The 18,615-nt window shown below is 66.5% G+C and carries 16 protein-coding genes; 11 read left to right on the forward strand and 5 right to left on the reverse strand.

Annotated elements, in window-relative coordinates; genetic code table 11:
* Positions 1-82: 82 nt before the first annotated feature.
* Positions 83-1,138 carry a helix-turn-helix domain-containing protein gene (locus E8M01_RS03770; RefSeq protein WP_170181766.1) on the forward strand — a complete coding sequence of 352 codons (1,056 nt, stop codon included), beginning with the start codon at positions 83-85 and terminating at the stop codon, positions 1,136-1,138.
* A gap of 43 nt (positions 1,139-1,181) precedes the next feature.
* Positions 1,182-6,725, forward strand: a complete 5,544-nt coding sequence (locus tag E8M01_RS03775) for an autotransporter domain-containing protein (protein WP_170181767.1) — start codon at positions 1,182-1,184, stop codon at positions 6,723-6,725.
* A 40-nt stretch (positions 6,726-6,765) separates the two neighbouring features.
* On the opposite strand, the gene E8M01_RS03780 is transcribed toward E8M01_RS03775, so the two are convergent.
* Positions 6,766-7,470 carry a DJ-1/PfpI family protein gene (locus E8M01_RS03780; RefSeq protein WP_136958891.1) on the reverse strand — a complete coding sequence of 235 codons (705 nt, stop codon included), beginning with the start codon at positions 7,468-7,470 and terminating at the stop codon, positions 6,766-6,768.
* A gap of 96 nt (positions 7,471-7,566) precedes the next feature.
* On the opposite strand from E8M01_RS03780, the gene E8M01_RS03785 reads away from it, so the two are divergent.
* From E8M01_RS03785 to E8M01_RS03795, 3 genes are all read left to right on the forward strand, one after another.
* Positions 7,567-8,550, forward strand: coding sequence for a GlxA family transcriptional regulator (locus E8M01_RS03785; protein WP_136958892.1), 984 nt, complete (start codon positions 7,567-7,569; stop codon positions 8,548-8,550).
* Positions 8,551-8,789: 239 nt separating this feature from the next.
* A complete protein-coding gene (locus E8M01_RS03790) occupies positions 8,790-9,383 on the forward strand; it encodes a TetR/AcrR family transcriptional regulator (protein WP_136958893.1) in 594 nt (197 codons plus the stop codon).
* A 39-nt stretch (positions 9,384-9,422) separates the two neighbouring features.
* Complete coding sequence (locus E8M01_RS03795; RefSeq protein ID WP_136958894.1) at positions 9,423-10,043, forward strand: 2-hydroxychromene-2-carboxylate isomerase; 621 nt, start codon at positions 9,423-9,425, stop codon at positions 10,041-10,043.
* A gap of 26 nt (positions 10,044-10,069) precedes the next feature.
* On the opposite strand, the gene E8M01_RS03800 is transcribed toward E8M01_RS03795, so the two are convergent.
* Positions 10,070-11,371 carry an MFS transporter gene (locus tag E8M01_RS03800; protein WP_136958895.1) on the reverse strand — a complete coding sequence of 434 codons (1,302 nt, stop codon included), beginning with the start codon at positions 11,369-11,371 and terminating at the stop codon, positions 10,070-10,072.
* A 380-nt stretch (positions 11,372-11,751) separates the two neighbouring features.
* Between E8M01_RS03800 and E8M01_RS03805 the strand changes: the two genes are divergently transcribed.
* From E8M01_RS03805 to E8M01_RS03825, 5 genes are all read left to right on the forward strand, one after another.
* Complete coding sequence (locus E8M01_RS03805; protein ID WP_136958896.1) at positions 11,752-12,390, forward strand: 50S ribosomal protein L25/general stress protein Ctc; 639 nt, start codon at positions 11,752-11,754, stop codon at positions 12,388-12,390.
* Between the two features lie 139 nt (positions 12,391-12,529).
* Positions 12,530-13,135, forward strand: a complete 606-nt coding sequence (gene pth, locus E8M01_RS03810) for an aminoacyl-tRNA hydrolase (protein ID WP_136958897.1) — start codon at positions 12,530-12,532, stop codon at positions 13,133-13,135.
* Between the two features lie 97 nt (positions 13,136-13,232).
* Positions 13,233-14,330: a redox-regulated ATPase YchF gene (gene ychF / locus E8M01_RS03815; protein ID WP_136958898.1), complete on the forward strand. Its 1,098-nt coding sequence runs from the start codon at positions 13,233-13,235 to the stop codon at positions 14,328-14,330.
* 8 nt (positions 14,331-14,338) lie between these two features.
* Complete coding sequence (locus E8M01_RS03820; protein ID WP_136958899.1) at positions 14,339-14,818, forward strand: MaoC family dehydratase; 480 nt, start codon at positions 14,339-14,341, stop codon at positions 14,816-14,818.
* Entirely contained in the window at positions 14,811-15,272 is a 462-nt protein-coding gene (locus E8M01_RS03825; RefSeq protein WP_136958900.1) for a MaoC family dehydratase, read from the forward strand. The genes E8M01_RS03820 and E8M01_RS03825 overlap by 8 nt, the downstream gene beginning before the upstream one ends.
* A gap of 76 nt (positions 15,273-15,348) precedes the next feature.
* Here the strand turns inward: E8M01_RS03825 and E8M01_RS03830 are convergent, their stop codons facing one another.
* Positions 15,349-16,260, reverse strand: a complete 912-nt coding sequence (locus E8M01_RS03830) for a C39 family peptidase (RefSeq protein WP_136958901.1) — start codon at positions 16,258-16,260, stop codon at positions 15,349-15,351.
* 166 nt (positions 16,261-16,426) lie between these two features.
* Positions 16,427-16,624: a hypothetical protein gene (locus E8M01_RS03835; RefSeq protein ID WP_136958902.1), complete on the reverse strand. Its 198-nt coding sequence runs from the start codon at positions 16,622-16,624 to the stop codon at positions 16,427-16,429.
* 109 nt (positions 16,625-16,733) lie between these two features.
* Here E8M01_RS03835 and E8M01_RS03840 point away from each other — a divergent pair, with 109 nt between their 5' ends.
* Positions 16,734-17,636, forward strand: coding sequence for a LysR family transcriptional regulator (locus E8M01_RS03840; RefSeq protein WP_136958903.1), 903 nt, complete (start codon positions 16,734-16,736; stop codon positions 17,634-17,636).
* 353 nt (positions 17,637-17,989) lie between these two features.
* Here E8M01_RS03840 and E8M01_RS03845 read toward each other — a convergent pair whose 3' ends face one another.
* Positions 17,990-18,535 (reverse strand): adenine phosphoribosyltransferase, encoded by a 546-nt coding sequence (locus tag E8M01_RS03845; RefSeq protein ID WP_136958904.1) that lies wholly within the window; start codon positions 18,533-18,535, stop codon positions 17,990-17,992.
* Positions 18,536-18,615: the final 80 nt, after the last annotated feature.

Consider the following 18,615-nt stretch of genomic DNA (forward strand, 5'->3'; position numbering starts at 1 on the left):
CCAGATGGCAACGACGACGGCTCCTCAATTGCCTTTTCGCTGGCGGCCATCAAAGATTGTGGCGCAACGGCGAAAGCGGACCTTGGCGACCAATAAGGCGGCGGCGAACATTTTGACCCCAAGCATCCCGCAGTCGAACTTCGACCTGACTGAGCTTCCCGTCAAAGCCGGTATTGAAGCTTGGCAGGAGGGCTTGGGCAGCATGTACAATATCCAGCTGCACAACCAGCCGGAACGACCTATCCACATCAGGTCGAGAGCGTCTCACTTCGACAGCTTCATCTTCGGTTCGCTGGAAGTCAGGGTGAGGCAGCAGGTCGGCCGCGCCCGCGCACAAGCCGCGCGAGATGGACTGGACAGCTACACGCTGCATTTCCATGGCAGGGCGTGTGGCGTTTCGCGAGACAACGGTCCTTATCAGCGGATCGAGCCAGGGGACCTGCTGATCCTCGACCAGACGCAGACAAGTTCCTCGCGGCTCAATGGCCAGGATGATCTCTTTCTGGTCGTGCCCCGCCCGGTTCTGGCGCCCCTGCTCAGCGCGCCGGACGAGCACAATGCCCACGTCATTTCCGGCAAGGACCCGTTGGTATCGCTGTTCCGCAGCCATTTATACGAGTTGTATCGGGCCACTCCGGAACTGAGCCCGGAGGCCGCGCGCGCCGTCATTCGCCCGACACTCGAGCTTGCCGCGGCGGCGATCAACGGAAGCGCGTCGGAAGGACAGTCCACCACCTTGCAATCGGCGCTGACGGCGCGGATCTGCCGTTACATCGAAGAGCATGCCATGGAGCCGGATCTGGCAGCGGCCAGGATCGCGGCTGCCTTCGGCATGTCACAGCGCAAGCTCTATTACCTGATGGGCGCCTATGGCGGCGTTGCGGCCTATATTCAGGAGGTGAGGCTGCGCCGCGCCAAGGCCGCGATCGTCGCGCCGGCCTTGCGGCACATGTCGATCGCCGAGATCGCCGCGGATTTCGGTTTTTCGGACCCGACCAATTTCAGCCGTGTCTTCCGCCGCGCTTTCGGCATGAGCCCGCGCGAGATGCGGGCCTTCGCCGCCGAAGGCAGGCAGGATGAGCTCACCGGACGCCGGAACGCGCGCAGCATGTGGGACTGGATGCGGCATCTGCGCTGACGCCCGTGTCGTGATTCGAAGAGCCGTCAGGGCCGCGGTTCGTTTGACCTCGCTTGCAGTGGCAGACGACAATTTTGCACCTATTGCCAAATTTGCAGCTGCGTCCGCCGATTCTCTGGCAAATCGCCCCCTTAAACCTCAAGGTGAAACGCGCGAGGCATTCGCGTCCAGAGTGATAGCATTGGGGAAAACCAGGGTTTTGCGGCGTGTGCGGGACGCGAGCGCATCCGCGCCGCATGGGGGCATGGGCAGGACCGTTCCGCTTGGCTCCTGCTCGCTGATCGCGTTGCTGCTGGGCGCGGCCTCTCCGGCGGTTGCCCAGTCGATCCCTCCCGGCGTCGCCATCGATGCGACCGACAATGACGTCTCCCCGTCGTCACCAAACCCGACGACATGGAACTTGGGTGGATCGGATCTCCGTGTCGGCCAAAACGGCCGGGGCGCGCTGACCATCGGCGCGGGCGGTAACGTCAGGAATCTGAGCGGCCATATCGGCTTGGCCAGTGGCTCCGTCGGCACCGTCTCGGTGGCCGGACCAGGCGCGGTCTGGCTCAATTCCGGCCACCTTTTCGTCGGCGATGGCGGCCAAGGCACTCTGACCATCGGCGCGGGCGGGTTCGTCACCAACGGGCACGGCAATATCGGCTATGGCGCCAATGCGGTCGGCACGGTCACCGTGGCCGGAGCCGGCGCGCGCTGGGAAAATTTCTACGACCTCTCTGCCGGCCTTGACGGCCAAGGCACACTGACCATCGGCGCGGGCGGCACCGTCACCAGCAGGCACGGCGCTATCGGCGCCAATTCCGGCTCGGTCGGCACGGTCACGGTGGCCGGAACAGGCGCACGCTGGGACAATTCCCGCGACCTCACCGTCGGCAATTCCGGCCGAGGCACGCTGACCATCGGCGCGGGTGGCACCGTCACCAACAGGGTCGGCACGATCGGCACCAACTCCGGCTCGGTCGGCGCGGTCACGGTGGCCGGAACGGACGCGCGCTGGGACAATTCCGGCGACCTCACCATCAGCCATTCCGGCCAAGGCACACTGACCATCGGCGCGGGTGGCATCGTCACCAATGCGGACGGCTTGATCGGCGCTGTCGCCAACGCGGTCGGCACGGTCACCGTCGAGGGGCAGGGCGCGCGCTGGGCCCATTCCGGCAACCTCAGTGTCGGCCTTGGTGGCCAAGGCACACTGAGCATTGGTGCGGGCGGAACCGTCACCAATGGGGTCGGCGCGATCGGCCATGACAATGGCTCGGTCGGCACGGTCACGGTGGCCGGAACGGACGCGCGCTGGGTCAATTCCAGCGACATGATGGTCGGCCGTGGCGGCGCAGGCACGCTGAGCATCGGCGCTGGCGGCACCGTCACCAATGCCTACGGCACTATCGGCGATGACAATGGCTCGGTCGGCACGGTGACGGTGGCGGGAGCGGGCGCGGCCTGGACCAATGCCGACAATCTCCATGTCGGTTATGGCGGCCAGGGCACGCTCAGCATCGGCGCCGGCGGTACCGTCGCCAATGCGTGGGGCACTATCGGTTTCAGCAATAGCTCGGTTGGCACGGCGTCAGTGGCCGGAGCAGGCGCGCGCTGGGAAAATTCCCGCGACCTCACCGTCGGCGATGCCGGCCAAGGCAGGCTGGGCATCGGCGCGGGCGGTACCGTCACCAATGCCCACGGCTATGTCGGCCGCAGCAATGGCTCGGTCGGCACGGCGACAGTGGCCGGAACAGCCGCGACCTGGAGCAATTCCAGCAACCTCCATGTCGGCCATCGCGGCCAAGGCACACTGACCATCGGCGCGGGCGGTATCGTCACCAATGGGCAAGGCTTTATCGGCGCTGCTGCCGCCGATGCGGTCGGCACGGTCACGGTCGAGGGGCTGGGCGCAACCTGGACCAATTCCATTGACCTCTTTGTCGGCAATTCCGGCCAGGGCACACTGAGCATCGGCGCGGGCGGTACCGTCACCAATGGGGTTGGCTATGTCGGTCGGTTCGCGACCTCGGTCGGCACGGTCACGGTGGCGGGAGCAGGCGCGCGCTGGGACAATTCCAACGACCTCTTTGTCGGCAATTCCGGCCATGGCACACTGACCATCGCGGATGGCGGGACCGTCTCGAGCGCCGCGGGTTCAGGCCTCGTCCATCTGGGCTATTCCAGCACGTCAGCGGGAACGCTGAACATCGGCGCGGCGTCGGGCGGGGCAGCCGGCACGCTCAAGGCCGCCGAGATACGGTTCGGCGACGGCACCGGCAAGCTCGTCTTCAACCACGCGGATGCCGATTATCGCTTCTCGACCAGATTGGTGAGCTCGGGAACCGGCACCCATAGCGTGGCGCATCTGGCCGGCACGACGCTGCTCACCGGCGATAGTTCGGGCTTTGCCGGCATGACGACGGTGTCGGGCGGCAAGCTGCTGGTCGGGGATGCGACGGGTGGCACGCTCGGCGGGATCGTCAATGTCGCCAACGGCGGCACGCTCGGTGGCGCGGGGACACTCACCGGCAATGTCACGGTCGATGGCACGCTGTCGGCCGGCAACAGCCCCGGTACATTGACCTTCACCAGCAACCTGACGCTCAGCGGCGGCTCGAGGACCGTGTTCGAGCTGAACACGCCGGGCAGCGTCGGCGGCACCGGCCCGGCCACCGGCAATGACCTGGTCAAGGTCGGCGGCACCCTGACCCTGGGCGGAACGCTCGAAGCCCGTGTCGCCTCGGCCGGCTATTACCGGCTGTTCGACTACGGCACGCTGACGGCCGGCAGCACCTTCGGCATGGAAACCGTAACCTCGACCAATGGCGGCTTCACCGTCGCCAGCCATCAGGTGCAATACGGCATTCCCGATCAGGTCAACCTGTCGGTGCTCGGCGCGAGCCAGACCATGCACTTCTGGGACGGTGCTGATACGACCGGCAACGGCAGTGTCGACGGCGCCGCGGGTATCTGGAGCAGCACGGGAACCAATTGGACCGGAATGCCCGGCCAAGCCAATATCAACGGCACCTGGGGCGGCTCGGTCGGCGTGTTCAGGGGCGCGGCCGGAACCGTCACCGTCTCTGGCACGCAGAACTTCGATACCCTGCAATTCTCGACCAACGGCTATGTGCTGAGCGGCGGCGCGCTCGCCTTCAATCCGGCCTCTGGCCCGGCCGCGACAATCCTGGTCGACAACGGCGTCGGCGTCACGATCGGCTCGGTCCTGACGGATGGTACGGGCAACAGCCTGACCAAGACCGGCGCCGGCACGCTGACGCTGACCGGCGCCAACACCTATACCGGCGGCTCCACGATCAATGCCGGCGTGCTGTCGGTTGCCGCCGACGCCAATCTCGGTGCCGCCTCGGGCGGGCTCGCCTTCAACGGCGGCAGGCTCGCGACGACGGCCGGCTTCGACACGGCGCGCGCGGTCACGCTCGGCGCGGGCGGCGGCGGCTTCGATGTCGGGGCGGCAACCACGCTCGGCCTCACCGGCACGGTCTCCGGCCCCGGCGACCTGATCAAGCAGGGCGCGGGCACGCTGGTGCTGACCGGGGCCAACGGCTACGGCAATACGCTGGTTCAGGCCGGCACGCTGATCGGCAATGCGGCCTCGATCAGCGGCACTATCGGCACGGCCGGCACGGTGGTGTTCGACCAGGCAACGGATGCCAGCTTTGCCGGCAATATCGCCGGCCTGTCGGGCAATCACGGCGCGATGATCAAGCGCGGCGCGGGAACGCTGACGCTGGCGGGCAGTTCTGTCCTCGACTGGTCGGTGGAAACCGGCGGGCTGGTCTCGGCGACAAACCGCTTCGGCGGCAATGTCGCCATCGCCTCGCCCGGGTCATTCAGCTTCGACCAGGCGAGCGATGGCGCCTATGCCGGCATCGTCTCGGGCGCCGGTCGCTTTGCCAAGACCGGGACCGGCAATCTGCTGCTGACCGGCAACAGTTCGGGCTTTACCGGTTTGACCACCATCAGCGGCGGCATGCTCAGTATCGGGGATGCCTCGGGTGGATCGCTCGGCGGATCGCTCATCGTCGCTTCGGGCGGTTTGCTCGGCGGCACCGGTACGGTCGGCAGCACCGGCTCGACCGTCACCATCGCCTTCGGCGGCGTCCATGCGCCGGGCAATTCCATCGGCACCCAGACCATTGCCGGGAACTATGCCAACCACGGCACGCTGCGCATCGAAGGCAGGCTGGCCCAGACCGACAAGATCGTCGTCGCCGGCACTGTCGACATCTCGGGCGCCACACTCGACCTTGTGCCGTCGCCGACGACGGCGGCGAGTTGGAACGTCATCAACAGTCCCTTCACCATCATCGACAAGCAGAGCGCCGGCGTGGTTACCGGCACCTTCGCAACGGTCACCAGCAACCTGGTCTTCCTCGATCCCAGGCTCGACTATGCCGGCGGCGACGGCAACGACGTGACGCTGCAACTGACCCGCAACGCTGTTGGCTTCGCCAGCGTCGGCATGACCCGCAACCAGGTCGCCACCGGGGCGGCGGTCGAGACGCTGCCCGACACCTCTTCCGTCTGGCGCGCCGTCGCGCTGTCGACCAGCCCCGATATCGCGCGCCGGAGTTTCGATGCGCTTTCCGGCGAGGTCCATGCCTCGGCCAAGAGCGCGCTGATCGAGGACAGCCGCTTCGTCCGCGCCGCCGCGATCGACCGGCTGCGCGCGGCCTTCGGCGCTGTCGGCGCGTCGCCGACGCCGGTGATGGCCTATGCGGCCGGCGGACCTGAGCTCGCCCCCGCGACCACCGACCGCTTCGCCGCCTGGGGCACCGCCTTCGGCGCGTGGGGCCGCTTCAACGGCGACGGCAATGCCGCAAGGTTCACCCGCTCCACCGGCGGCTTCCTGATCGGCGCCGACGGCCTGGTTGCGGACAACTGGCGTCTCGGCCTCCTGGCCGGCTACAGCCGTTCGACCTTCAACACGCGGGATCGCGCCGCCTCGGGCGCGAGCGACAACTATCACCTGGGCCTCTATGCCGGCACCGAGTGGGGCAATCTGGCCTTCAGGTCCGGCCTTGCCTACACATGGCACGATGTCGCGGCCGGCCGCTCGGTCGCGCTCCCCGGCTTCGCCGACAGCCTCAAGAGCAAGAGCGGCGCGGGCACCGTCCAGGTCTTCGGCGAGCTCGGCTATCGTCTCGGGGCCGGATCGTTCCGGCTCGAGCCCTTCGCCAATCTCGCCTATGTCAGCCTGCGCACCGACGGCTTCGCCGAACAGGGCGGCATGGCGGCGCTCTCTATCCGCGCCGGCTCGACCGGCGCCACCTTCACCACGCTTGGCCTGCGCGCCGAGACCGGCTTTGCCTTCGGCGCGATCGAGGCGACGGCCCGCGCCACGCTCGGCTGGCGTCACGCCTTCGGGAATACCATCCCGCTCTCCACCCAGGCCTTTGCCGGCAGCAGCGCCTTTACCATTGCCGGCGTGCCGATCGCCCGAGACAGCGCCGTCGTCGACGCCGGGCTCGACCTCAAGCTCACCGGCGCCGCCACGGTCGGCCTGTCCTACGCCGGCCAGATTGCCCGTGGCGCCCAGGATCACGGCGTCAAGGCCAATCTGGCGGTCAGGTTCTGAACCGGCGCACGAAGCGTCGCGGCGCCGGCCTCGTCCGCGCTCAGGCCGCCGCGCGCTTGCCCGCGGCATAGGCTTCCGCGGCGTGCTCGACCTCACCGCGCCGCCGCTTGTTGTTGGCGCCGCTGATCGATGAGACCATGGTGTAGATCTCGACCGGCGCGGTGTCCGGGTGGCCGGCATTGAACGGCGGCGCCGGGGCATATTCGAGGCCGAGCTGGATCGCCTGCGCGACATTGGCATCGGCCAGTTCGGCGGCGAGCGTAATGGCAAAATCGATGCCCGCGGTGACCCCGCCGCCGGTGATCAGATTGCCGTCGCGCACGACCCGGCCCGGATCCGGAATGGCGCCGAACAGCGGCAGGAATTCCCGCCAGGCCCAGTGGCAGGCGGCGCGACGTCCTTCCAGCAGGCCGGCGGCACCGAGGATCAGCGAGCCGGTGCAGACCGAGGTGACATAACGCGCGCCGGCCGCCAGCCGCCGGACCGCCGCCATGAAGACCGGGTCCTGCATGGCGTTGGTGCAACTGGCGCCACCCGGCACGCAGAGCACGTCGCAATGCTCAATCTCCTCGAGCTTGGCGAGATCGGCAAAGGTCAGCCCATCGGCCTTGACCGCTACGCCGCCGACCGAGGCGACCGTCAACTGAGCGCCCGGCAGGCGCGACAGGAACTGGTGCGGTCCGGTGAAATCGAGATGGGTCATGCCGGCATAGAGCGGGAAGACGATCGAGAAGGGCGTGGTCATCGGGAGCCTCCAAGGCGTTGACAGGGCAAAGCTCGCAGATCAAGGTCGCGACTTGAATGACATTGATCCCTCATTTCAGGCCATGACCAAAACAGCATGACCAAAACAATCGGATTTCTCGTCTTCCCGTCGTTCCAGATCCTCGATCTCTCCGGCCCCTTGGCGGTGTTCGACGCGCCGACCCGTGCGCTGTCGATGGCGCCCTACCGGCTGGTCGTGCTGTCCGAGCAGGGCGGCCCGGTCACCAGTTCGTCCGGCTTGGAGGTGATGACCCAGGCCTTGGGCAAGAATCCCTTGGACGGCCAGCCGCTCGACACGCTGATCGTTGCCGGCGGCGCCGGTACGCGCGAGGCGGCGAAGGCCCCTGCCCTGCTGGCCTTTCTCGGCCAGGCGCCGGAGCGTTGCCGGCGCGTCGCCAGCGTCTGCACCGGCGCCTTCGTGATGGCCGCAGCCGGCCTGCTCGACGGGCGGCGGGCGACCACCCACTGGCATTATGCGGCGTCGCTGCAGCGGCACAATCCGCGCATCCGGGTCGAGGCTGACCGGATCTTCACCAAGGACGGCCCGATCTGGACCTCGGCCGGCGTCAGCTCCGGCATCGACCTGGCCCTGGCCCTGGTCGAGGACGATCTCGGCCTCGACATCGCCCGCGCCATCGCCCGCCATCTCGTGGTCTATCACCGGCGCCCGGGCGGACAATCGCAATTCTCGACGCTGCTCGAGCTCGACCCGCCGTCGAGCCGGATCCGCGAAGCACTCACCTATGCCCGCGATCACCTGCACGAAACCCTGAGTGTCGAGCGCCTCGCCGACGTCGCCTGCCTCAGCCCGCGCCAGTTCGGCCGCGCCTTCCTGGCCGAGACCGGACAGACGCCCGCCAAGGCCGTCGAGCGGCTGCGCGCCGAGGCTGCCCGCGCCCGCATCGAAGCCGGACGCGAACCGATCGAAGCGATCGCCCGCGGCGTCGGCTTTACCGATCCCGAACGCATGCGCCGGGCCTTTGTGCGCGCTTTCGGCCAGCCGCCCCAGGCGATCAGGCGGGTGGCGCGCGCGGCGAGCGCCGCGGGCAGCCCGGGATAGCTTTCATTATTTTACCTTGGTATTATTGCCATACATATTTTATCCTGGTAATTATCTGATCGTCGGATGGCAAGAATTTGCCATGACGACGATGCACCCGCCGGTGCGACCCTGGAAGCCATGTGACGCGTGGCATCGGGCCGAGGGCGCGGTCGTGGTGGCTTGCCTCTGGTGAGGCCAAGACGATTGATATAGACCAGTCTATATATTGAGGACCTGTCATCTCGACCGGAGACGCCATGCCAACGGCACCGAAACACCGCGACAAGATCATCCGGGCCGCCGCCGATCTGTTCCGCCGGGCCGGTTACGCCGCAACCGGCACCAATGAGATCGTCGCCCGGTCCGGCGCGCCGAAGGGCTCGCTCTATCACTACTTTCCCGGCGGCAAGGCCGAAATCGGCGCCGCGGCCATTGGTTATGCCGGGAGCAAGGTCACCGCGACGCTGGCCGACCTCCTCGCGCGGCATGACGGCAACCCGGCCGCCGCGATCCTCGCCTATGGCGCGTTGCTGATCGTCTGGCTGGAGCAATCGGGATATCGCGACGGCTGTCCGATCGCCACGGTTCTTCTGGAAATCGCACCCGCCGAAACCACGGTGACGGCGGCTGGCCGGGCGGTGTTTGCCGACTGGGCCGGCCTGTTCGCCAAGGCGCTGATGGATTCCCATGTCGCCGCCGAAAGGGCCGAGACTTTGGGAACGCTCGCCGTAACCCTCCTGGAAGGCAGCCTCATCCAGGCCCGCGTCGAGGCGGACGGGCGAGCCATTACCCTGGCGGTGCGCGAAGCCGCCGGGATGTTCGAGGCCGCCATGAGCCAGGCCCGCCAATAGGCCGATATCCCGGCGACCGACCCGACACGGGGAAACGAAATGGCTGAGATCCAATTCTTTTTCGAGTTCGCATCGCCTTACAGCTATATCGCCTCGCTCGACATCGAGGACATTGCCGCGGCCGCGGGGCGAACCGTGGCGTGGCGCCCCGTCGAAATCGACGCGGTCTGGGAAGCCCAGGGCGTCTTGGACGCCTATCGGACCATACGCCGGCTGAAGGGCCCCTATATCAGGCGCGACGCCATGCGCTGTGCGGCACGGCGCGGCGCGTCACTTCGCTCCCCCTCGGCCTCGGCCCGCGACACATCCCTCGCGAAATCCGCCTATTGGGGGCTTCGCGACGAAAACACCCAGCTCGCCAAGCGCTTCCTCCAGGTGACCTGGCATCGCTATTTCAGCGAGGGCAAACCGATCGGCAGCCTCGAGGACATAGTCGAGGCAACCGACAGCCTTGGCCTCGGGGCGCAACGGATCCTGACCGCCGCGGCCTGGGCCGGGGCGCGGCGCGACCAGGATGCGAGCAATGCCGACGCGATTGCCGGCGGCTGCTTTGGAATTCCCTGGTTCATCGCCGATGGCGAAGCCTTCTTCGGCCAGGACCGGCTCAGCCATCTCGCCGCCCATATCAATCCCAAGCCCGGGCGCCAGGTCGTGTCCTAGGTCGCTGCGGTTCGCCCGGCCGGCTCTCACCCGGCGGGCAGGGCCACCGGGCGACCGGCCGCGCGCCAGACATTGGCGATGGCCGCAACCATGCCGATGACAGTTGCGCCGGCGACGTAATGGGCCGGGCCGAGCGTATCCGAGGTCAGCAGCACCTGCACCGCGACAGGCGTCAGGCCGCCGAACACCGCATAAGCGACATTGTAGGAGAACGACACGCCGGAGAAGCGCACGGCGCCCGGAAAGGCGCGCACCATGATGACCGGCACGATGGTGATCATGCCGGCGGCGAGCCCCGCCAAGGCATAGAGCGGCACCAGCCTGGCCGGATCGGCGGCGGTGCCGATGAACAGCGCATAGGTCGCGGCGATCATCAGGGGACCGCCGACCAGGCTCACCGCCAGCACGCCGAAGCGGTCGATCAGCGCGCCGACCGCGATGGCCGACACCGTGATGGCAAGCGTCGCGGCGACACTGCCGATCAGCGTGGTCAAGGGCGCGATGCCGTGCAGGCGCTGCATCAGGGTTGGCGTGGTCAGGATCACCACCACGACGATGGCGGTGAGCATCCAGGTCGCCAGCATGCAGACGATGACCGCCGGCCCGTGGCCTGACAGCACCTGTTTCATCGGCATGTCCTGAACCGTCGCCTTGCGGGCGCGCATGGCTTCGAAAACCGGCGTTTCCGACAGCCAGCGGCGCAGATACATCGCGACGAAGCCGAACACCCCGCCGACCAGGAAAGGAATGCGCCAGACCCAGTCGTGAATGGCCGCGGGCGAATAGACATAATTGATGGCGGTCGCCATCAGCGACCCCAGCAGAATGCCGCCGGTCAGGCCGCCGGTCAGAAGCCCGCAGGCCAGCCCGACACGATTCTCGGCCACGTGCTCGGAAACGAACACCCAGGCGCCCGGCGCTTCGCCGCCGATCGCCGCGCCCTGGAAGATGCGCATGACCAGGAGCAGGACCGGCGCGGCATAACCGATCGAGGCATAGGTCGGCATCAGGCCGATCAGCAGCGTCGGCACGGCCATCATGAAGATCGACAGGGTGAACATGCGCTTGCGGCCGGTCTTGTCGCCGAAATGCGCCATGATGATGCCGCCGAGCGGCCGCGCCAGATATCCAGCCGCGAAGATTCCGAAGGTCTGGATCTGCTCCAGCCATTCCGGCATGTCCGGCGGGAAGAACAGCTTGCCGATGACGGCAGCAAAAAACACGTAGATGATGAAGTCGTAGAACTCCAGCGCGCCGCCCAGCGAGGCAAGAGCGAGCGTTTTCGCGTCACCCTTGGTCAGGGGACGGTTCGTGGCAATGTCGGTCATCAAAGTAACGATCCCAGGCAATAACGCGTCGTCAACGCAATTTGCTGCCGTCTACCGCATGCTGCGGCGCGACACCATTACCGGAAACCATGACAGCCATTGGCTCACCGCATGGGTATGGCCGTTTGCTGCCGTGAACCCGGCCATATCTGATTGGCACGCCGCCGCGAGGCATGCACTGGGGACATATGTCACGACAAAGTGTCCGGCACGGCGCGACGGCGCCGGCTGCAATGCCTTGCTTGGTTGCCCCTGGCGCGGCCATTGCGCTTGACCGTTGCTCCGCGCCGCCATTTCGGCTATAGCCCGCCCGTCCCGTGGCATATCTCCGCACCCCTGGAGGCATTGGCCGCGGGTCTTTTCATTTGGAGACTAAGACCATGGCTGCCATCAACCAGATGTCGGCGACGGTCCGCGCGAACGGCGGCAAGGGGGCCGCACGCGCCGAACGTCGTCTGGGCCGCGTGCCCGGCGTCATCTACGGGGACAAGAAGTCCCCCGTGCTGATTTCGCTCGACTACAAGACCCTGCACCAGCGCATCTACGCCGGTCACTTCCTCTCGACCGTGTTCGAGCTCGAGGTCGACGGTCAGAAGCACCGCGTCATTCCGCGCGACTACCAGCTAGACCCGGTGAAGGATTTCCCGATCCATGTCGACTTCCTGCGTCTGGGCGTCGGCGCCGAGATCACGGTCGACATCCCGATCCACGTCAAGGGCGCGGACGTCTCGCCCGGCGTCAAGCGCGGCGGCGCGATCAACCTGGTCGAGCACTCGATCACGCTGCTGTGCAAGGCCGACAGCATTCCGGAAGCCGTCGACATCGACGTCTCCGAGCTGAACCTCGGCTCGTCGATCCACCTGAACGACATCGTCCTGCCGGCCGGCGCCCGCGCCACCGCCAAGGACAACCCGACGCTGCTGTCGATCGTCGCGCCGTCCGGCTTCGCCGAGCCCGAGGAAACTCCGGCCGCCGACGCTCCGGCTGCCGCGGCCGCCGCTCCGGCTGCCAAGAAGTGAGCCTGCGGGGCTTTCAGCCCCGCAAGGTCCATCGATCGGGGCCCTCTCTCGCGAGAGGGCCTTTTTCGTTTCAAGGCGATCAGACACAGTGGCGGCGGCTGGCCGGTCCTGGACCGGCCGTCGCGCGAAGGGGCATGCGATGATCCTCGTGGCCGGCCTCGGCAATCCCGGGGCCAAATATGCCGGCAACCGGCACAATATCGGCTTCATGGCGGCGGAGGCGATCCACCGCCGGCACCGCTTTGCGCCCTGGCGCCAGCGTTTCCAGGGCCTCGCCGCCGAGGGCATGATCGGCGCCGAGAAGGTGCTGCTGGTCATGCCCGGCACCTATATGAACGAGAGCGGCCGCTCGGTCGGCGAAGCCATGCGCTTCTTCAAGATCGAGCTTGGCGACGTCATCGTCTTCCATGACGAGCTCGACCTGCCGCCGGCCAAGCTCAGGGTCAAGACCGGCGGCGGCAATGCCGGCCATAACGGGCTGCGCTCGATCACCGCGCAATGCGGCAACGACTATCGCCGGGTGCGCTTGGGGATCGGCCATCCCGGCGACAAGGCGCTGGTCCATGCCTATGTGCTGAACGACTTCGCCAAGAGCGAGCAGCCCTGGGTGGAAGACCTGGTGACCGCCTCGGCAGAGGCCGCCGACCTCCTGGCCGCCGGCGACGATGCCTTGTTCCAGAACCGCGTTCATCTGGCCATGGACGGCCGCGGCTGGGGCGAGGTGAAGCGGATCGGCGAAGCCTAGGCTTCGACCGCCCTCACCCCCTGGATTAGACGCGAGGGTTGACACCCCGCATCAGGCGCTCGACAAGGCGCGCAACCAACCAACGGATCTGATCGCCATGGGCTTCAAATGCGGCATCGTCGGCCTGCCGAACGTCGGCAAGTCGACCCTCTTCAACGCCCTGACGCAGACCGCTGCAGCGCAGGCCGCCAATTATCCGTTCTGCACGATCGAGCCGAATGTCGGCGACGTCGCGGTGCCGGATCCGCGCCTCGACAAGCTCGCCAGCATCGGCAAGTCGCAGCAGATCATCCCGACCCGCATCACCTTTGTCGACATTGCCGGGATCGTCCGCGGCGCCTCCAAGGGCGAGGGCCTGGGTAACCAGTTCCTCGCCAATATCCGCGAGGTCGATGCCATCGCCCATGTCGTGCGCTGCTTCGAAGACAGCGACATCACCCATGTCGAGGGCAAGATCGACCCGATCGCCGACATCGAGACGATCGAAACGGAACTGATGCTCGCCGATCTCGACAGCCTGGAGAAACGCGTCGTCGGCCTGGAGAAGAAGGCGAAAGCCGGCGACAAGGAAGCCAAGGAAGCGGTCGACCTGATCAATCGCGCGCTGGTGCACCTGCGCGACGGCCGGCCGGCCCGGGTCACCGAGGTGAAGCCGGAGGAGCGCAAGGCCTTCGAGATGCTCAACCTCTTGACCAGCAAGCCGGTACTTTATGTCTGCAATGTCGAGGAGGCCTCGGCCGACCAGGGCAATGCCTTTTCGGCCAAGGTGTTCGAGCGTGCCAAGGCCGAGGGCGCCAAGGCCGTGGTGGTCTCGGCGCAGATCGAAAGCGAGATCGCCGTCATGTCGCCCGACGAGCAGAAGGATTTCCTCGACGCGGTCGGCCTTGCCGAACCCGGCCTCAACCGGGTGATCCGCGCCGGTTACGAATTGCTGGCGCTGGTCACCTATTTCACCGTCGGGCCGAAGGAGGCACGCGCCTGGACCATCACCAAGGGCACCAAGGCGCCCCAGGCGGCCGGCGTCATCCATACCGATTTCGAGAAGGGCTTCATCCGCGCCGAGACCATTGCCTTCGCTGACTATACCGCGCTGAACGGCGAGGCCGGTGCGCGTGACGCCGGCAGGCTGCGCCTGGAAGGCAAGGACTATGTCGTCGCCGATGGCGACGTGCTGCATTTCCGCTTCGCCAACTGAGGCTCGCCATGGCGCCGCGCATTGCCTTCGAGGATTTCGTCGCCGGCCAGGTCGAAACCTATGGCGCCTATCCGGTCACCCGCCAGGAGGTGATCGACTATGCCAGCGAATTCGATCCGCAGCCGTTCCATCTCGACGACGAGGCCGGCCGGGCGTCGCTGCTCGGCGGGCTCGCCGCCTCCGGCTGGCATTCCTGCGCCATCCTGATGCGGCTGAACTGCGATCACTTCATTACCGATTCCACCTCCATGGGCGGGCCCGGCATCGATGAGATGAAGTGGCTGAAACCGGTCTTTCCCGGCGACATCCTGTCGGTGCGCCGCGAGATCCTGGACGCTCGCCCGTCCGCCTCCAAGCCGGATCGCGGCATCGTCCGGTTCCGCTTCGAGCTGATCAACCAGACGGGCGAGGTGGTGCTGGTCCAGATCAACCCGATCCTGTTCGGCCGGCGCGCGGCGGGCGCAACCCAGGGAGCCGCTCATGTATGACGACATCGTCATCGGCGAGCGCGAAGAGCTCGGCGCGCACACCTTCACGGCTGAAGCCATCATCGCCTTCGCCCGCAAATACGATCCGCAGCCGTTTCACATCGACGAAGAAGCCGCCAAGCGGAGCCATTTCGGCGGGCTCATCGCATCGGGCTGGCATACCGGCGGGGTCTGGATGCGGCTGCGCGTCGAGCGTTGGAAGGCGATCGCCGCCGAACGGGCGGCCGAGGGCCTGCCGCCGCCGCGGAACGGCCCGTCCGGCGGCTTCAGCAATCTCGCCTGGTCGAAGCCGGTCTATGCTGGCGACACCGTCACCTATGCCGCCGAATTCACCACCAAGCGCCTGCTCGCCTCGCGGCCCGGCTGGGGCGTCGTGCTGAGCCGCAATACCGGCGTCAACCAGCGTGGCGACCTGGTGTTTTCCTTCGACGGTTCGGTCTTCCTGCCGCGCTGACCGCCACCCGGCGGCCGGTCGATCGCGCCTTCGCGGGCCATGCGAGAACTGTCCGTCGGGCCGGGCGCGAGACTGCCTAGGGGCCGGCGATGACCTTGTAGCTGTGCGCGCCGAGCGATCCCGCTGGCGAGCCGATGCCAAGCTCCAGGCGCACCGGGTCGAATTCGAGTTCGCCCATGAAGGCGTTTCTGGTCTTCGCATACATGCCGCCCTGATAGTCCAGTTCGGAACCGCCCGGCCAAGGGTCCAGGCAGAGGAACTTGGTCGCCGAATAACCGACGATGGTCAGGAAATGGGTTCGCGTATCGCCCTGGATGATCGGCTTGAAGCCGTCATGATGGATCAGCCAGACCCGAACCGGCGTCCCCTTGTCGAGCATTGTCTTGATCTTCGCGATGCCGAGTTTCAGGCGGTTCGCATTGAAGCGGAGGTCCGCCATCTTGTCGCTCTGCGGCGGCAGGTAGTAGGTGAAATAGGCGGTATGGGTCGGCTTGGTGAATATCTTGGTGCCATAGCCTGCGGCAACATCGCCGCAATTATACTGCCCGGCCGTCGTGTTCTGCGACAGAATATGGGTTGAATCGGACGGGTCGCTCAAAATGCGCGAGTACAAATAGACCTGCTTCGCGCTGCCGTTGGCCGCCAATTGCGCGATGAGGTCGACGGTGTAGCCGAGCTGGTTGACCGGCTCGCCGCAGACCCGCATTTTCAGGTCCTTGCTGTACCGTTGCGTGGTTCCCGGCAGATAGGCCGCGACGCCGAACGTCGTGCCGATGGCGGTCCCCTTCACCTCGAACAAGGTCGAAGCCGCCGGCTGCTTGGCGCTCAGCGCCGTCAAGGTGACGCCCGCCACGCTTCGATCGAGCGCGACATCAAGGCGATTGCCCTGGGGATCGCCGCCCCATTGCAGCAGCCGGATGGTGCGATCGAGCGGCAGATCAAAAGACGAGATGTCACGTCCGTTCTCGGGGATCTTGAAATTTGCCACAGCGGTCCTCCGCCTCGACAGCGTGAAATCGGCAGTCTTGAGCTGAAAAATAGGCTCGACCTGAAAAACAGGACGCCATCATCCGCCGCTGGTGTTGACGGGAGATGGCATGAAAAGCTCGATTCCGAGATGAGCTGAAACATCGCGGCCGACCGCCTGTCGCGGGTCAGCGCGGCGGCACCCGTTCGCCGCGAACGCCATGGTCTTCCCGAACTTGACCGCGAGCCCCGACGCCCAGCCAGCCCGCGACCATCAGGCGAAGACCCCGGCCGATCCGCCTGACCACGACCGCACGCTCGCGAGCAGCCAGCTGGCGCGCCTCGGCATAGGAGTAGTGATGACGCCGATCGATCCACTTGGTCATCGCAACCCCCATCACGCCGACCTGGCTCGGCCAATTGCCCGAGACTACCTCTTTCCTTTGGTTCAAAAATCAGGCTACCATTCATCACTTCAATGACCGGTGAGCATAAATGGACCGGGCTGCGGAAATGGAGATCCTGGTCGCCTGTGTCGATCACGGCGGGCTGACGGCGGCGGCGGAACGCTTGAATCTCACACCCTCCGCCATCTCCAAGGCGGTCACCCGGCTTGAGGAGCGGCTCGGCGTCAAGCTGCTCGAGCGCACCACCCGGCGGATCGCGCTGACGACCGAAGGCCGCGCCTTCTACGATTCCGCCCGAAGGATCATTGGCGAAATCAACGATGCCGAGGCTGGCGTCATGGAGAACCGCGGCAGGCCGCGCGGCACGCTGCGCATCACATCCGGCGTTGCCTTCGCCACCAACCTGCTGGCACCGGTCCTCGGCGATTTCACCGAGGCCTATCCGGAGGTCACGATCGAGCTCGGCATTACCGACCGCATGGTCGATATCGTCGCCGCCAACCTCGATATCGGCATCCGCACCGGCCCGGTCGGCGACGACCGGCTGGTCGGCCGTCGTTTCGCCGACGTCCATCGCGTCATTGTCGCCTCGCCGGCCTATCTCGCGCGGCGCGGCAGGCCGCTGCATCCGGACGATCTCGCCCGGCACACCTGCATCACCCCGTCGAATGCACCGGGCCTGTCGCTCTGGCCGTTTCGGCACGGCGGCCAGATCCGCCGGGTCGAGGTTCGCGGCACCGTAACCGTCGACGACGCCGCCAGCCTGCACGCGCTGGCGCTCGGCGGGCTCGGCATCACCCGGGTCGCCGACACCATCGTCGCCCCGTCGATCCGCACCGGACAGCTCGTGCCACTATTGGAAGCCCAGCACGTCGCCGAGCCCGTGCCCATGCATCTGGTCTTTCCGCCCGGCCGGCAGAGGTTGCCGAAGCTGCGGGTCTTCCTGGACTTCATCCAGGAGCGCTTCGGCACGCATCGCTCGACACTGTAACAAGCGCCCGGCGAGGGCGAAGCAGCCGAGGTGAACGGCCGGCACAGGACTGAAACAACGCCGAACCACAGTCCGCCCCATCGAACGGGAGATGACGCGATGAGCTTCGCACTTTCGCTGCTGCCGGCTGGCAAACCGGCCGTCACCTGCCGCTGACGCCGACATCCCGAGGTTTCACACACAGGCTTCACAAACGAGTTTCACAGTAGTGGCGCGCTGAACCCCACGCCCCCCCCGACGGCGCGCCAACCGGGTCTTGGAGCTTCGGCTCTGAACCCGTCGAGGGCCATGAGCTTGCGCAAGCGGGTTCATGGCCTTCAACCTTTTGGGGGTCTTCCACGCCAGTTTGTCCCTCAGTGTCCTTCGAAGGCCACCAGCGTGCGCACCGCGACATTCATCGCCCGGAGCTTGTCCGCCCCGCCGAGCTCCGGCAGGTCGACGATGAAACAGGCGGCCTCGATCACAGCGCCGACCTGCTGCAAAAGCTTGACCGCACCTTCCGCCGTGCCACCCGTGGCGATGAGGTCGTCGACCAGAATGACCCGCTCGCCCGGTTTCACCGCATCGACATGGATCTCCATCTCGTCGGTGCCATATTCCAGCTCATAGGCCATGCTGACGGTCTTATAGGGCAGCTTGCCCTTCTTGCGGATCGGCACGAAGCCGGCGGACAGCTGGTGGGCCACCGCGCCGCCGAGAATGAAGCCGCGCGCTTCCATGCCGGCGACCTTGTCGATCTTGCCGCCCGCCCAGGGCTGGACCAGCGCATCGACGGCACGGCGGAAGGCGCGCGCGTCACCGAGCAGCGTGGTGATGTCGCGGAACAGGATGCCCGGCTTCGGGTAGTCGGGAATGGTGCGGATCGCACGCTTCAGTTCGTCTTCCAGTCCGCTCGCCATGCTGGTCTCCGCGACATCCCGCCGGCTCCCCGGATGAGGATGCGGTCTGCGCTTTCATAGGCCGTCCGCACACCGCAAGG

It is taken from the genome of Phreatobacter stygius, from assembly GCF_005144885.1.
Classification (GTDB): Bacteria; Pseudomonadota; Alphaproteobacteria; order Rhizobiales; family Phreatobacteraceae; genus Phreatobacter; species Phreatobacter stygius.